The organism is Pararhizobium sp. DWP3-4, assembly GCF_049898205.1.
Lineage (GTDB): Bacteria > Pseudomonadota > Alphaproteobacteria > Rhizobiales > Rhizobiaceae > Pararhizobium.
Genome location: NZ_JAFCXF010000003.1, coordinates 164,677 through 179,553, shown reverse-complemented (window position 1 = coordinate 179,553; position 14,877 = coordinate 164,677). Strand labels below are relative to the sequence as shown.

Annotated in this window: 16 protein-coding genes and 1 other RNA gene; 6 read left to right on the top strand and 11 right to left on the bottom strand. The window is 59.9% G+C overall.

Annotated elements, in window-relative coordinates:
- Window positions 1-62: 62 nt before the first annotated feature.
- The 3 genes from ACP7E6_RS10245 to ACP7E6_RS10235 all read right to left on the bottom strand — a co-directional run bounded on the left by ACP7E6_RS10245 (window position 63) and on the right by ACP7E6_RS10235 (window position 2,434).
- Window positions 63-581, bottom strand: a complete 519-nt coding sequence (locus ACP7E6_RS10245; RefSeq protein ID WP_037099944.1) for a DUF1465 family protein — start codon at window positions 579-581, stop codon at window positions 63-65.
- Window positions 582-968: 387 nt separating this feature from the next.
- Window positions 969-1,157, bottom strand: a complete 189-nt coding sequence (locus tag ACP7E6_RS10240) for a DUF1192 domain-containing protein (RefSeq protein ID WP_426229678.1) — start codon at window positions 1,155-1,157, stop codon at window positions 969-971.
- Window positions 1,154-2,434 carry an MFS transporter gene (locus ACP7E6_RS10235; RefSeq protein ID WP_426229677.1) on the bottom strand — a complete coding sequence of 427 codons (1,281 nt, stop codon included), beginning with the start codon at window positions 2,432-2,434 and terminating at the stop codon, window positions 1,154-1,156. Before ACP7E6_RS10235 ends, ACP7E6_RS10240 begins: the two co-directional genes overlap by 4 nt.
- Window positions 2,435-2,612: 178 nt before the next feature.
- Here ACP7E6_RS10235 and ACP7E6_RS10230 point away from each other — a divergent pair, with 178 nt between their 5' ends.
- The 3 genes from ACP7E6_RS10230 (at window position 2,613) to ACP7E6_RS10220 (ending at window position 4,757) form a co-directional block, all read left to right on the top strand.
- On the top strand, window positions 2,613-2,768 hold the full coding sequence (locus tag ACP7E6_RS10230; protein WP_426229676.1) for a hypothetical protein: 156 nt from the start codon (window positions 2,613-2,615) through the stop codon (window positions 2,766-2,768).
- 122 nt (window positions 2,769-2,890) lie between these two features.
- Window positions 2,891-4,405, top strand: a complete 1,515-nt coding sequence (locus ACP7E6_RS10225) for a sensor histidine kinase (protein WP_426229675.1) — start codon at window positions 2,891-2,893, stop codon at window positions 4,403-4,405.
- Complete coding sequence (locus ACP7E6_RS10220) at window positions 4,398-4,757, top strand: response regulator (protein ID WP_426229674.1); 360 nt, start codon at window positions 4,398-4,400, stop codon at window positions 4,755-4,757. The genes ACP7E6_RS10225 and ACP7E6_RS10220 overlap by 8 nt, the downstream gene beginning before the upstream one ends.
- Before the next feature lie 24 nt (window positions 4,758-4,781).
- Here the strand turns inward: ACP7E6_RS10220 and ACP7E6_RS10215 are convergent, their stop codons facing one another.
- The 6 genes from ACP7E6_RS10215 to tkt form a co-directional block, all read right to left on the bottom strand.
- Complete coding sequence (locus ACP7E6_RS10215) at window positions 4,782-5,702, bottom strand: PhzF family phenazine biosynthesis protein (RefSeq protein WP_426229673.1); 921 nt, start codon at window positions 5,700-5,702, stop codon at window positions 4,782-4,784.
- A gap of 172 nt (window positions 5,703-5,874) precedes the next feature.
- On the bottom strand, window positions 5,875-6,900 hold the full coding sequence (locus ACP7E6_RS10210; protein ID WP_426229672.1) for a class I fructose-bisphosphate aldolase: 1,026 nt from the start codon (window positions 6,898-6,900) through the stop codon (window positions 5,875-5,877).
- 218 nt (window positions 6,901-7,118) lie between these two features.
- Window positions 7,119-8,318 (bottom strand): phosphoglycerate kinase, encoded by a 1,200-nt coding sequence (locus tag ACP7E6_RS10205; protein ID WP_426229671.1) that lies wholly within the window; start codon window positions 8,316-8,318, stop codon window positions 7,119-7,121.
- 13 nt (window positions 8,319-8,331) lie between these two features.
- Complete coding sequence (locus ACP7E6_RS10200; RefSeq protein WP_426229670.1) at window positions 8,332-8,898, bottom strand: putative glycolipid-binding domain-containing protein; 567 nt, start codon at window positions 8,896-8,898, stop codon at window positions 8,332-8,334.
- Window positions 8,899-8,902: 4 nt separating this feature from the next.
- Window positions 8,903-9,913 carry a type I glyceraldehyde-3-phosphate dehydrogenase gene (gene gap, locus ACP7E6_RS10195; protein ID WP_113317129.1) on the bottom strand — a complete coding sequence of 337 codons (1,011 nt, stop codon included), beginning with the start codon at window positions 9,911-9,913 and terminating at the stop codon, window positions 8,903-8,905.
- A gap of 72 nt (window positions 9,914-9,985) precedes the next feature.
- Window positions 9,986-11,968 carry a transketolase gene (tkt, locus tag ACP7E6_RS10190; protein WP_426229669.1) on the bottom strand — a complete coding sequence of 661 codons (1,983 nt, stop codon included), beginning with the start codon at window positions 11,966-11,968 and terminating at the stop codon, window positions 9,986-9,988.
- 338 nt (window positions 11,969-12,306) lie between these two features.
- Between tkt and ACP7E6_RS10185 the strand changes: the two genes are divergently transcribed.
- From ACP7E6_RS10185 to ssrS, 3 genes are all read left to right on the top strand, one after another.
- On the top strand, window positions 12,307-12,579 hold the full coding sequence (locus tag ACP7E6_RS10185; RefSeq protein WP_426229668.1) for a DUF4164 domain-containing protein: 273 nt from the start codon (window positions 12,307-12,309) through the stop codon (window positions 12,577-12,579).
- Window positions 12,580-12,609: 30 nt separating this feature from the next.
- On the top strand, window positions 12,610-12,987 hold the full coding sequence (locus ACP7E6_RS10180; protein ID WP_426229667.1) for a cell division protein ZapA: 378 nt from the start codon (window positions 12,610-12,612) through the stop codon (window positions 12,985-12,987).
- A 60-nt stretch (window positions 12,988-13,047) separates the two neighbouring features.
- A non-coding RNA gene (gene ssrS, locus ACP7E6_RS10175) (6S RNA) lies at window positions 13,048-13,207 on the top strand.
- A 21-nt stretch (window positions 13,208-13,228) separates the two neighbouring features.
- Here ssrS and ACP7E6_RS10170 read toward each other — a convergent pair.
- Together ACP7E6_RS10170 and ACP7E6_RS10165 are read right to left on the bottom strand one after the other, a co-directional pair.
- Window positions 13,229-14,101, bottom strand: a complete 873-nt coding sequence (locus ACP7E6_RS10170; protein WP_426229666.1) for a LysR family transcriptional regulator — start codon at window positions 14,099-14,101, stop codon at window positions 13,229-13,231.
- Between the two features lie 321 nt (window positions 14,102-14,422).
- Window positions 14,423-14,635 carry a transcriptional regulator gene (locus ACP7E6_RS10165; RefSeq protein WP_426229665.1) on the bottom strand — a complete coding sequence of 71 codons (213 nt, stop codon included), beginning with the start codon at window positions 14,633-14,635 and terminating at the stop codon, window positions 14,423-14,425.
- Window positions 14,636-14,877: the final 242 nt, after the last annotated feature.

Sequence of the window (14,877 nt, the reverse complement as noted above, 5' to 3'; positions counted from 1 at the left end):
AGGAACAAAAAACCCGGCTCATTGGCCGGGTTAGTAAGTCCTGTTGCCTGTTGGCTTGGAGATCAGTTGGTACCGAAGGCGGTCTGCAACAGGTTGAGCTGTGCCTTGACGCCGTTCTGGTTGTCCGGAAGGAAGTTCTGGGCTTCCTGCGGGCGGTAGATTTCGCGGTCGAGCAGGGCGACGCGGTTTTGCAGGCGCAACGAGCGGTCGATCAGATCGCGAAAGCCTTCCGGCAGGTCGTTCCAGCCCGGTGCGGTGCGATCGACATTGAAGCTGTCGAGCCGAACCTTGTTCTTTTCCGACAGGACCTGTTCGCGGTTCATCTCGCCATTGTTGACGGCGCGCTGCAGCAGAAGCCAAGACGCCATCTGCATCAGGCGGGTGGTGAGGCGCATCGATTCGGCTGCATAGAGCACCGACGCCATGCGCGGCAGCACCTTGGATGCGGTGCGGCCGGGGCCGTCGAGATAGCTTGCCGTTTCTTCAACCAGGCCCATGCCTTCAGCGTACAGCACCTTGAACTGCGCCGAAGATGCAGCATGCCCCGCGAAGCTCACAGTATTCAATCCCCGTTCGGACATGGTTTGATTCCCTGGTTAAACGCATCGACTTGGTCAGGTAACGGACGGGTTAACGAAAAGTTTCCTGCCGCCCGTTTGATAGCTTGAACATGATCCCATAGCGCATTCCGCGCAAGCCTATTCTTAAGAAAGGGTTAATCTCCACAATTCTCTGCAAGTTGTGGAAAAAAAGACAAAAAAAGAGCCGCAAAAGCGGCTCTCAAGGTAAAACAGGGAGAAAAATCAGACCATTCGCCTATGGTGAAATGTCTGAGTCCAGAGCGATCCGGATGCCTCAGTAATACATTATAATGCTTAATGATGTGTTTCGACGGCCAGAATCAGGGCGAAATGTTGCCATAGTTTCAATGGCCAGCCGTCATGACGTTCCTTCGACATGCAAAACTATTAACGAAAGAAACTCTCGGCGGCGGATTTGCTTGCCGACTTTCTTTGCCGCTCTGCTTCCAGCCGCTCGATCTCCTGGTTCAGCAGGTCGATGCGCAGGGAAAGCTCGTCGGCCGACAGCAATGCGAGGTCGGAGCCGATCTCATGGGCCAGCTGTTTCTTCGGGCGGTCGTCGTCGAACAGGCTCATTGTGGCTTCCTTTCCGGCTCTTCGCTAGCCGGCTCCTCATCGAACGGTGCGGCGCGAGGCGACAGTTGCAGGCTCTCGGGCGTCGTCAGCGTTCCCGGGTTGATCGTCGAATAGGCGTCGCGTTCGGATGCCGGTACGGCGGCGCGCATGCGGCTGCGGAAGATCGCGTAAGCGGTGATCAGCACATGGGCGCAAGCGGTGATCATGAACAGGCCGTAGGGGCCGGTGACGGTCATGATCGGACCGCCGATGGTCGGTCCGATGATCGTGCCGATGCCATAGAGCAGAAGCAGGCCGCCGGAAATCTTGACGAAATCCTCGGGCGTCGCAAAGTCGTTGGCGTGCGATACGGCGATCGGATAGAGCGCGTTGGCGGTGGCGCCATAAATGCCGACAAGGGTGATCAGCATGATCACATGGGTCGGCTCGATCAGGAAGATCAGCGTGCCGGCGACAGCGGCTACGGCGGCGAGCGCTGCCAGAACATAACGGCGGTCGATCATGTCGGAGAGACGGCCGGCGGGAAACTGCATCACCGCCCCGGCAAAGATCGTCGTACTCATCATCAGCGCGACATTGCTGTCGGTCAAGCCGACCTGGCGGCCGAACACGGCGCCGAGCGTACCATAGGCACCGTTGGCAATGCCGACGAGCAGGATGCCGAGGAAGGAGATCGGCGAATTGCGATAGAGGCCGCGCAGGTCGAGGCTGACCTGTTTCAGCGGCTGCGGCGAGGCTGCTGTCGAAAGCAGCGTCGGCAGCATGGCCAGGCAATAGACGATGCCGCAGATCATGAAGAATGTCGTCGTTCCGGTATCGCCGAACGGGATCATCAACTGGCCGCCGACGACGCCCATCAGCGTGATGGCGATATACAGCGAGAAAATGGCGCCGCGGCTTTCATTGGTGGCGCGCTCGTTCAGCCAGCTTTCGATGATCATCGACGTGCCGGCCGTCGAAAACCCGGTAAAGGCTCGCAGCACCACCCACCAGATCGGATCGACCAGCAGGCCGGTCAACAGGGCGATGATGGCGAGAAGGGCGGCAAAGCCGCTGAACGCGCGCACATGCCCGGCGCGCTTGACGATCGTCGGGGCAAGCAGGCAGCCAAGGACGAAGCCGCTGGCCCAGGAAGTGCCGAGCAGACCGAGCAATGTGGTCGAATAGCCTTCCGTCGTGCCGCGCACCGGCAAAAGCAGGCTGTGCAGGCCGTTTCCAAGGAACAGAAACAGCGTTCCAAGCAAGAGTGCGGCGACAGGAAGAAGGTTTTTTCGCATGTGAAATCCGCTGGTTCCGGGCTCCGACAAAACTAAGGCCATGCCTGCGCAATTGCCAGCCGGAATTTTTCATTGAGTGAGAATGCAAAAGACGCTCTAACCCAGATCGCGCGCAAAAGCGACGCGCGCGTGACGGGCCGGAAGCGTCCTTAAGCTCTTTGCAACAAATGAGAAAACAATGTCGAAAGCGTTAACGGTTCTTCTGCTTTTGGCGATGCTGATCCAGGTGTTGAAACCGCTCAACCTCCCCGGGCTGCGCCGTCGCAGCGATTTCTGGAAGATTGCCGTGTTCGCAATCGCGGTGATGATGATAACGGTGCTGATCCGGCCGTGAAACTTTGCTTCAAACCCGCCGCCGCCAGTCTTGCCGTTTCAAAATTGTGCGTTAAATCCCGTCCGTTAGTGAAACGATTGACAGTTTAACCTGCTTTGCGGTTGGCGTGAAAGGGCTTGGCCATGAGCCTTGGACTGATTGAAGCTCGAAACGATGAAGACGAATTCGAGTTTCTGGGAAATGGGCGCGCGTTGGGCAGGCTCATCCGGGACTGTGATTGGGCATCGACGCCTCTGGGTTCCGCCCGTGATTGGCCCGGCTGTCTGAAGACGGCAACGGCGCTTCTGCTGCAATCTCCCGTGCCCATCGTCATGCTTTGGGGAGAGCAGGGCGTGATGATCTACAACGACGCCTATTCGATCTTTGCCGGTGGACGGCACCCCGACCTGCTCGGCTCTAATGTGCGCGAAGGTTGGCCAGAAGTCGCTGATTTCAACGATAATGTCATGAAGGTTGGACTGGCCGGCGGAAAGCTTGCTTACCGGGATCAGGAGCTTACCCTGCACCGCAAGGGCGTACCGGAACAGGTGTGGATGGATCTGGACTACTCCCCGGTGCTTGACGAGAGCGGCAAACCTGCCGGTGTCATCGCCATTGTCGTGGAGACGACGGAGCGAGTTCTCGCCGACCGGCGCAATGCCGCCGAGCATGAGCGGCTTCAGCAATTGTTCGAGCAGGCCCCGTCTTTCATGGCCATGCTTCACGGCCCCGAGCACCGGTTCGAACTGGTCAATCCGGAATATCGCAAGCTGATTGGCGAACGCGACGTCCTTGGAAAAACAGTTGGTGAAGCGCTTCCGGAAATCGCAGGTCAGGGTTTTGTCGAATTGCTGGATACGGTGTTTGAAACCGGACAGGCGGTCAGCCGTTTTTCCGAAAAAGTGCTGCTGCAACGATCAGGCGAAGCGGTCGAAGAGCGATATCTCGATTTCGTCTATCAACCGATCAAGAGTGACGATGGCAAGGTGACCAATATTTTCGTGCAGGGATCGGATGTGACCTTGCGGGTGCGGGCGGAGAACCATCAAAGGCTGCTGGTCAACGAACTCAATCACCGGGTCAAGAACACCCTTGCATCCGTGCAATCGATCGTCATGCAGACCCTGCGTGGCTCGCATTCGATGGAAGAAGCAAGCGGCGCGATCAGCGCTCGTATACTCGCCTTGTCGGCAGCGCATAATATCCTGACCGACGAAAACTGGGATGGAGCTGATCTCGCCGTCATCGTGGCATCATCGACTGACGCCTTCGACGGCCCTGCCCGGGATCGCCTCCGGATTAAAGGTCCGCATGTCCGGCTTGGACCCCGGGCGGCGCTGTCGATGGCCCTTGCTCTTCACGAACTGGCGACGAACGCAGTCAAATATGGTGCACTGTCGAACGAGACCGGGTTTGTGACGATCGAATGGTCGGTGAACAATACAGGCGATGACGGTGCATTCATGCTCACCTGGCGCGAGATCGGTGGCCCGTCCGCGCCCGTATCCGACCGCAAGGGTTTCGGGTCCCGTCTTATCCTGCGGGTCCTGCCGATGGAACTCGGAGGAACGGCGCGGGTCGATTACGGCCCTGAGGGATTTTTCTTCACGCTGGACACGACACTCAGAGCCATCGAGGAAAGTGTGTCCGGTGGATAGACAGGCAAAAAAACGTGTCCTTCTGGTCGAGGATGAAGCCCTCGTCGCCATGCTGGTTGAAGATTACCTGACGGATCTCGGCTTCGATGTGGTCGGCCCTGCCATGCGGCTGGAGCCGGCGCTGCAAATGGCGCAGACTGCGGATATCGACTTTGCCGTTCTCGACATCAACCTTGCCGGAAAGCAATCCTTTCCGATCGCCGAAATCCTGCGTCAGCGCGGAATAGCCTTCCTCTTTGCCAGCGGCTATGGCGCTGCCGGGCTGGCGGAGGGATTTGAACAGGTGCGGGTGCTGCAAAAGCCCTTCGATCGCAGTGATCTCGAAAAGGCGATGCAGCAAGTTACCTCGTAAGGACTGCCGGTACGGTTGGCCTTCCTAGAGAAGGATCGTGCCGCCCATCACGGTGGCGCATTCTCCGGCGATGCGGATGCTGTCGACTTGGCCACCGGATTTTCTTGCCGTCACGCCGATCACGCTTCGGCGCCCCATCTCGACGCCCTGTTCGATGGTGAGCTCGACAACGGCGTCTGTGTCCGGCAGCAGCGAGGTCAGTAACGCGCCCAGTGCACCGGAGGCGCTGCCGGTTGCGGGATCTTCGATGACGTTATCGAGCGGCGCAAACATGCGGGCGCGCAGATGCCACGGGTTTTCCGCCTGACGCATGTAGAGAAACAGCGCAAACTGATCGTCTTCCGGCGAGTAACGCCGCCCGGCCTCGGCAAAGGCTGCGGTGTTCGGGCATGCCTTGCCAAGCGTTTCGAGATCGGCCAGTTCGGCGACCGCAAAGGGCAGGCCGACAGAGGCGATAACCGGGGCGTGGGCCGCAAGGGAAATCGCTGCTACCTCGATCGAGGCGCAGTGGGCGATGGTTTCGCGGTCGATCTGTGGCCCAAGCGATAGTCGCTGCGGCGCGAAAATACCGGCGCCAGTCACTTGCCCATCGGCCTCGCGTATCAATGCCGCCTCGACAATTCCAGCTTTCTCCTCGAACCGGAGCACATCGCCTGTTGGACAGCCGAAAACATCGCGCTGCCGGCCGAGAACGAAGGCTGTGCCGACATTGGGATGCCCGGCAAATGGGATTTCCATGGTGGGCGTGAAGATCCGCACATGCGCCGTGTTGGCGGGATCTCGCGGGGGCAGCACGAAGGTGACTTCGGAATAGCGGAATTCGGCGGCGATGTTCTGCATCTGCGCGTCCGTGAGACCACGGGCATCCGGGATGACAGCCAGCTGATTGCCGGAAAACCGTTCGCTGGTGAAGACATCGACGGTGACATAGGCAACGCTGTTCATGATGGTTTTCCCTTGGCCAGGCTGATCCGCGTGTCAGGGATAGCGCGAGGCGGAGATCATGCGAACACGATTTTTGTCACCCAGACAATCGAAAGGGCATCATGGCTTTGCGCAACAGTAAAAGCCCGGCCGCTTGCGCGAACCGGGCTTCCTCCTCTCCGTAACTGTATAGTTACGCGGCTTTTTCGAGGTCTTTCTTCCAACCGCCCTTGGCGGCAAGGCTGCACATTTCGGCGCGATGGCTGAAGGCGCGCTGGCCGGCGGCGATGTTTTCCGGCTTGCCGCTCCAAGCGGCCAGTGCCTCGGTCTGCAGCGCTCGGCCATAGGAGAATGTCATGCCCCAGGGCAGGTCGTAACCGGCCTTCATAGCAGAGAGATGCGCGGTCGCTTCCTCGGTGGACTGGCCACCGGAAAGGAAGGCGATGCCCGGAACGGCTGACGGCACGGTGCGCTTCAGAACCTTGACCGTACGTTCGGCGACTTCGGCGACCGAGGCTTTGCGCGCTTTCTTGCCGTCGATGACCATGCTTGGCTTGAGGATCATGCCTTCCAGGCTGACGCGGGCATCGTTCAGTTCGTCGAACACGATGCGCAATGTCAGTTCGGTCACTTCCTCCGAGCGTTCGATCGAGTGGGTTCCGGGTACGCCGTCCATCAGCACTTCCGGCTCGACGATCGGCACGATGCCAGCTTCCTGGCAAAGCGCGGCGTAGCGGGCGAGCGCCTGCGCATTGGCCTTGATGGCGCCGAAGCTCGGCAGCACATCGGATACCGAGATCACGCCGCGCCATTTGGCAAAGCGGGCCCCGGCATCATAATAGGTTTTCAGGCGGGCGGCGAGGCCATCGAGGCCTTCGGTGATCGTCTCGCCGGCAAACTTTGCCATCGGCTTGGCGCCGGTATCGACCTTGATGCCGGGAACGGCACCAGCGGCGCGGATGACATCGACGAGCGGTGTGCCGTCGGCTGCCTTCTGGAACAGGGTTTCCTCATAGAGGATGACGCCGGAAATGTAGGCCTTCATCGCGTCGTCGGCGCGAAACAGCATCTCGCGGTAATCGCGGCGGGACGTTTCCGTCGATGTCAGGCTGATCGTCTCGAAGCGCTTGCCGATCGTCGCGGTGGATTCGTCGGCTGCCAGCAGACCCTTGCCGGTGGCGACCATGGCGGCTGCAATATCTTCCAGTCTTTCGCTCATATGCGTTCTCCTGATTGTCCTGATGGATCGCGGATAGCAGAAGAATACGGCAAGGAAAACGGAAGTTAAATTGTTTAAAACGATTAAAATAAATTTAATCGTTTGAAAGATTGGGATTATTTTTGCACTGCATCCAAAATTGGGTGCGACGCAACGAAAAACCCCCGGCACAGGGCCGGGGGTTGGAAGGGTGATTGGCGTTCGCTCAAGCGGTCAATTTACTTCTGCTGGTGCAGAACATCGACGCCCGGCAGCGGCTTGCCTTCCATCCATTCGAGGAACGCACCGCCAGCTGTCGAGACATAGGTCAGGTCATCGGCAACGCCGGCATGGTTCATTGCCGAAACCGTATCGCCGCCACCGGCGACCGAAACGAGAGCGCCGCTCCTGGTACGGCTTGCCGCATGTTTGGCCACTGCGACGGTGGCCTTGTCGAACGGGGCGATTTCAAACGCGCCGAGCGGGCCGTTCCAGACCAGCGTTTCGGCCTTGCTCACCCATTCGTTGACGGCAGCGATCGACTTCGGTCCGACATCGAGCACCATGGCATCGGCCGGGATCGCTTCGATATCGACCACTTCATTGTCGGCACCGGCCTTGAACTCGCGGGCAATGACGCCGTCGACCGGCAGTACGATGGCGCAACCGGCCGTCGCTGCTTCGATCATGATCTGCTTGGCGGTGTCGGCAAGATCATGCTCGCACAGCGACTTGCCGACATTGGTGCCGCGGGCGGCGATGAAGGTATTGGCCATGCCGCCGCCGATCACAAGCGCATCGACCTTCTTCACCAGGTTCATCAACAAGTCGATCTTGGTGGAGACCTTGGCGCCGCCGACGATGGCGACGACCGGGCGCTTCGGATTGCCGAGGCCCTTTTCCAGCGCCTCAAGCTCGGCCTGCATGGTGCGGCCGGCATAGGCGGGCAGCAGGCGGGCAAGGCCTTCGGTCGAGGAATGGGCGCGGTGGGCGGCGGAGAAGGCGTCGTTGACATAGATGTCGCCATTGGCGGCCAGCGCCTTGGTGAACTCGGCGTCGTTCTTTTCTTCGCCTTTGTGAAAGCGGGTGTTTTCGAGCAGCAGGACGTCGCCGTCGTTCATGCCGGTAATCGCCGCCGCGGCCTTTTCGCCGATGCAATCGGCAGCGAAATGGACCCGCTGGTCGAGAATGTCTTCAACGGCAGGGGCGATCAGCGACAGCGACATGTCGGCGACCGGTTCACCCTTCGGGCGGCCGAAATGGGCAAGAAGGATAACCTTGGCGCCTTTTTCGGAGAGTTCGCGGATGGTCGGTATGATGCGTTCGATGCGGGTCGCATCCGTCACCTGGCCGTCCTTGACCGGCACATTGAGATCGACGCGCACAAGCACGCGTTTGCCGGCGATATCGGTAAGGTCGTCGAGGGTCTTGAAAGTCATGGATGGTCTCCGGTCATAGTCTCTTGAAAAGGGTGGGATAGTCCATCACCAGTCCGTCCTCGTCCACCGGCAGATCGACATTGAAGGAACGGTCTTCGGCCTCGTATCGATACAGGCGGTCTTCTTCGAGGCATGTATAGTTCTGGCCGTCGGGAAAAGGCTCGAACGTATCGAAGGGCACAAAGAGCATGGTGAGTTTGGCGGTGCCGTCCTTCGGCTTCAGGCCAAGGCGGCGGATCGGCAGGGTATTGGTGAAGGGCGTTCCGGCAAGATCGATATCGATACATCCGTTGAAGGCTGGAAGATGGGTGCCACTCGCATCGCGCCAGTGTCCCTTGCCGTCGGATGTCATGGCGAGCCGCTGGCCATCGGTCGTATCGATGCTGAAGGACATCACTGTCCAGGCCGCATCGCAGTCTATGGTGTAGCGGACGCCGTAGGGGCGGCGGCCGCGTTCGCCGATCAGGACACTTGTGGCACGGATGGGGATGCCATCGGCTGGTCCAATCGTCAGGTGTTCGAGCCCTTCCCCTTCGAGCGGACGCCAGCGTACCGTCTTGAGGGAAGGGCGCCGAAACATGGCTTTAGATCAGCTTTGCCATCGCAACGGCCGTGTCGGCCATGCGGTTGGAGAAGCCCCATTCATTGTCGTACCAGGACAGGATACGGACGAACTTGCCTTCCAGAACCTTGGTCTGGTCGTTGGCGAAGATCGACGAATGGCTGTCATGGTTGAAGTCGCGCGACACCAGCGGCTCGTCGGTGTAGCCGAGGATGCCCTTGAGGGCGCCGTCAGCGGCGGCCTTGATCGCGCCGTTGATTTCGGCAACCGTCGTGTCGCGCTTGGCGACGAACTTGAAGTCGACGACCGAAACGTTTGGGGTCGGCACGCGGATCGAGGTGCCGTCGAGCTTGCCCTTGAGGTGCGGCAGCACGAGGCCGACGGCCTTGGCGGCGCCGGTCGAGGTCGGGATCATCGACAAAGCTGCAGCGCGGGCGCGGTACAGATCCTTGTGCATCGTGTCGAGCGTCGGCTGGTCGCCGGTATAGGAATGGATCGTCGTCATGAAGCCATGATCGATGCCGACGACGTCGTCCAGGGTCTTGACGACCGGAACCAGGCAGTTGGTCGTGCAGGAAGCGTTGGAGATGACCAGGTGTTCCTTGGTCAGCTCGTTGTGGTTGACGCCGAAGACGACGGTCAGGTCAGCACCGTCGGCAGGCGCCGAAACGATGACGCGCTTGGCGCCGGCCTGCAGGTGCAGGGCAGCCTTGTCGCGCGATGTGAAGATGCCGGTGCATTCCAGAGCGATATCGACGCCCATTGCAGCATGCGGCAGGGTTGCCGGATCCTTGATCGCCGTGACCTTGATCGGCTTGCCGCCGGCAACGATGATCGTGTCGCCTTCGACCTGTACCGTGGCCGGGAATTTGCCGTGGATCGAATCGTAACGCAACAGATGGGCATTTGTCTCGACAGGGCCGAGATCGTTGATGGCAACGACTTCAATATCGGTGCGGCCGGATTCGACGATGGCGCGAAGGACGTTGCGGCCGATGCGGCCAAAGCCGTTGATGGCAACTTTTACAGTCATTTCAGGTCTCTCCCTGTCTAAGGTCTCGATGTGGAAAACGGAGCGCGTTCTGACGCGCTCCGAAGGGGAAAATCAGGCAAGCTTCTTTTCGGCAGCCGCGACGATGGCGTCCGAGGTGATGCCGAAATGCTTGAACAGGTCCTTGGCCGGACCGGACGCGCCAAACGAGTGCATGCCGACGAAATCTCCATCATTGCCGATGAAGTAATCCCAGCCCTGGCGGACTGCGGCTTCTGCGGCGATCTTGACCGGTGCTGTACCGATAACGGCCTTGCGGTAATCCTCCGGCTGTTCCTGGAACAGTTCGACGCAGGGAACCGAAACCACGCGGGTCGCAATGCCCTTGCCGTTCAGCTCTGCTGCAGCCTTGACGGCCAGTTCGACTTCCGAGCCGGATGCGAAGATCGAGACCTTGGCATCGTCAGCGGCGATCAGCTCATAGGCACCCTTGGCGCAGAGGTTTTCGGCCGAATAGGTCAGGCGCGCCGGCGCCAGATTCTGGCGGGTCAGCGCCAGGCCGGATGGACGGTGCTGTTCCTTCAGGGCCTGCTGCCAGCATTCGGCGGTTTCCACCGCGTCGGCCGGACGGAACATCAGGAGGTTCGGAATCGCGCGAAGGGCTGCCATGTGTTCGACAGGCTCGTGCGTCGGGCCATCTTCGCCGACCCCGATCGAATCGTGCGTCAGGACGTGGATGACGCGGATGCCCATCAGGGCAGCCAGGCGGATCGACGGACGGCAGTAGTCCGAGAAGATCATGAAGCCGCCGGAATACGGGATCAGACCGCCGTGCAGCGTGATGCCGTTCATGGCGGCAGCCATGCCGTGTTCGCGGATGCCCCAGTGCATGTAGCGGCCGGAGAAATCGGTCGGGGTGATCGACGTCATCTGGCTGGTCTTGGTGTTGTTGGACGGCGTCAGGTCGGCCGAGCCGCCGAGCATTTCCGGCACGATACCGTTGATGACCTCGAGCGCGTCTTCCGACGCCTTGCGCGTGGCAATGGCTGGAGGAGCGTCGGCCAGCTTCTTCTTGTAGGTGTCGATGGCGGCATCGAGATTGCCCGGAAGCACACCGGCAAAGCGGCGGGTAAACTCGGACTTCTTGCCGGCCTCGGTCGAAGCCAGACGGCCTTCCCAGGCCTTGCGCGTGTCTGCCGAGCGGCCACCGGCCGTGCGCCAGGCGTCGAGAACGTCGGCCGGAACGGTGAAGGCTTCGGCTTCCCAGTTCAGCGTCTTGCGGGCTGCCGCAATTTCCTCGGCGCCGAGCGGCGAGCCGTGGACCTTGTGAGTACCCTGCTTGTTGGGGGCGCCGAAACCGATGACGGTCTTGCAGGCGATGAAGGTCGGGCGGTCGGACTTGTGGGCTTCCTCGATGGCTGCCGCGATCTGATCCGGATCATGACCGTCGACGCGGATCGTATTCCAATGAACGGCCTGGAAGCGGGCGATCTGGTCGGTCGAATCCGACAGAGATACGGCGCCGTCGATGGTGATGTTGTTGTCGTCCCAGAACAGCACCAGCTTGTTGAGCTTGAGGTGGCCGGCCAGCGCAATGGCTTCATGGCTGATGCCCTCCATCAGGCAGCCGTCGCCGCACAGGACATAGGTGCGATGGTTCTGCAGGTCGCTGCCGAACTCTTCCTCGAGCTTGCGCTCCGCAATCGCCATGCCGACGGCATTGGCAATGCCCTGGCCGAGCGGGCCGGTGGTGGTTTCGATGCCGGAGGCATGACCGTATTCCGGATGACCGGCCGTCTTGGAACCCAGCTGGCGGAACTGCTTGATGTCCTCGATGGTCATATCCTCGAAGCCCGTCAGATAGAGCAGCGAGTAGAGCAGCATCGAGCCATGGCCGGCCGACAGGACGAAACGATCGCGGTCTGCCCAGAGCGGCGCCTTCGGATCGAATTTTAGGTAACGGGAGAATAGCACCGTTGCCACATCGGCAGCACCCATGGGCAGGCCGGGATGGCCGGAATTGGCCTTTTCAACGGCATCCATGGAGAGGAATCGGATTGCATTTGCCATCCGGTCGTGATTTTCGCGAGAGATCATTGTCTGTTCCGCTTGAGTTCGGTGGACAGGGGACGGTCTCTATCCTCCAAAGACCGTATGAGAAGCGGCTGACACATAGCACCTGCTTCGACGGAGTCAACAAATACGGGCTTTCCGACTATGCCGGAAGGTGCTTTTTGGCGTGGTTTACGCTTAATCGGTACGGGCGGGCCTGCGGCATGCTAATCGATTTAAAAATCGTGATCCACAGGTTCCGCAGCCTGTGCGGGCCGTCGGCGTTGTGAACACTTGCCGAATGGGTTTATTAGTGTGATTGGCTTGAAATACAGGCTCCGGGCGGCGATTCGACGCGGCCTGGCGCGTATCAGGAAAGCGTGATGGCGGCAGGAAAGACAGTCAAGGCGGCGATCGACGAGTTGCGCAGCGCATTGGGCAGCCTCGAAAATGCCATTGATGGACGGTTCGACCGGGAGCGGGATCGCGGCGAGATCGAAGGTGAAGTGCGGCGTGTCAACACCGACCGGTCGCGGCTCGCCCAGGAACTCGACCAGTCACAATTCCGGGCAAACCGCCTTGAGGAAGTCAACCGCGAAGTCTCGCGCCGTCTGGTGACGGCCATGGAAACGATAAGGGCAGTGCTGGACCGCTAAGGCGCGGTCAGCCTGCGGGTCAGGTGACGTATGGCGCAAGTAACGGTGATGATCGACGGCAAGGCCTATCGCATGGCATGCGAGGAGGGCCAGGAAGATCACCTGACCGAACTGGCCACCCGCTTCGACCAGTATGTCAATCATCTGAAGAGCCAGTTCGGCGAGATTGGCGACCTCCGCCTGACCGTGATGGCCGGCATCATGGTGATGGACGAACTCAGCGAAGTGAACCGCAAGCTGAAAAACCTGCATGAAGAGGCCGATGGCCTCAGGCAGGGCCGCGCCGCGACCTTGTCCGATCAGCAGAAGAATGAGGATGCCCTGGCTTCGGCGCTCTCAGAGGTGACATCGCAGATCCACGACATTGCCGCCAAGCTCAGCGGCAAGGCTGTCCCTGCCCCTCATTGAATTTTGACAGTTTCAGCGCCTGCCACTGGCGCAAGCGGTCAATGCACTCTATATTCCAGTTGCGGTCTGCGCTTCCCGACAGGACACCACAATCCCTGGGGCCATACTCGATCCAAAGGGAGCTGTCCCTGACCTGGCCCGTGGGCTAGGTCACATGGCGCCCACCTACGTTTGTAGGCACCCAGGATCGTAAAAAGTCCATCGGTCGTGTGGATCGCACTTTTTCTCCTTTTGGAAATACTTACCCCTGCGCCGCTGGCCGAAAGGCCTCGCGGATGGCGTTGGACATGGTTTCGACGATCCGTTTGTTGCCGCGCGGTCTGGTTTTCATCACGACATTCGAAAAATCGATGACGTCGTAGCCATCCGCTGCGGTGAGCTCGCGGCAACCGGCGGGGATGCTTGAGCGGGTGAGCGGGGCGATGGCAAGGCCTGACGTGACTGCGGCGATCAGGCCGCTGCTGGTGCGGCTGATATAGGCGACCCGGCTATCGATGCCGCGTTTCGTCAGGCTGCGCAGTGCCAGCTCATCGCACCATCCGTTTTTCAAATAGGTATAGGTGGCGATCGGTAGAGGCTGCCTCGTGTGGGCACCGTGCTGGTCGGATGTCACCCAGACGGTTGGATCGACCATCAGCACTTCGTTGCGCGTCGGTCCGGCCGGCTCGAACACAACAGCAATGTCGATTTCGCCGGCATCGAGCGCTGCGAGGTTGGACATCGAGACACCCTGTTGCACGGTCACTTCGACGCCGGGATGAACGGCGGCGAATGCACCCAACGCCTTCGGCAGGGTCGAGCTGATATATTCCTCCGAGATGCCGATCCTGACCGAGCCATCCAGAGCAGGAAGCCGGATCGATGCGGCGGTGTCATCCAGCAGCGTGACGATGCGGCGGGCGTTGTCCAGCAGCCGTATGCCGTGGCCGGTCATGTTGACGCCGCGTGAACCGCGCTCGAACAGGCTCTCGCCCAGGATATCCTCGAGCTTCTTGATCTGCATGCTGACGGCCGATTGCGTCCGGCCGACGGTTTCACCCGCCTTGGTGAAATTGCCGCTTTCGGCGACGGCGACGAAGGTACGGAGAAGATCGCTTTCGAGAGGAGGAAACATCGTGCCAGCCATCATATTTTCTGATGATAGGCATGTTCGCAATTCGTTTGATTGATGTCAATGGACGTCCGATACTCCCTGTAAACACGTCGGAGTTGTCCGGATATGAAGCACGACCACAGAACACGGCGGTGGCCCGCCAGGCTGAGCACATGGGTATGGAGCACGCTTGCGCAATGGCAGCAGAAGCGCCGGGCGCGGCTGGCATTTACGGAAATATCGCGCCGTAAAAGCGCGCATCTGCTGGAGGACATCGGTTTGAACAGAAGGGATGCCGGATGCGATCTGCCTGATGGTGCCAAGCGGCACCGTTTCTGGATGTTATGAGATCAAATCCATCCGGGCGGCGCGAAAAACCGCTTCGGCGACGTTGCCCGCCTGCAGTTTCTCCATCGCCGAGGCGAAGGCCTGCTCTATCTTCTCGTGGCAAATATCGGTTTCCCGGGTGATGTCTTCCCGGGTTCTCCCGCGCGCCGTCAGTGACAGGCAACGCAGTTCCAATGGATCGAGTTCTTGCAGCATCTTGTCCTTCATGGACATATCCGGCTCCGTATAAAAGCTGAACAGTTCCCCGCATCGCCGGAAGCGGGCACCGAACTGTTTTCCTGATGTTGATTGCAGCCCTCTCTTGCACGGCGGCGAGAGGGCGCGAAAGTGGAACCGGTTTGCATGATGAACAGACTTCTAAAATCGTGCCAGTTTGGGAAAACCGCGCGGTTGTGTGGCAAAAAGTGGCAGATGTGCCGGTTGCGCGGTTTCCTTGGCCCGGTTTGATG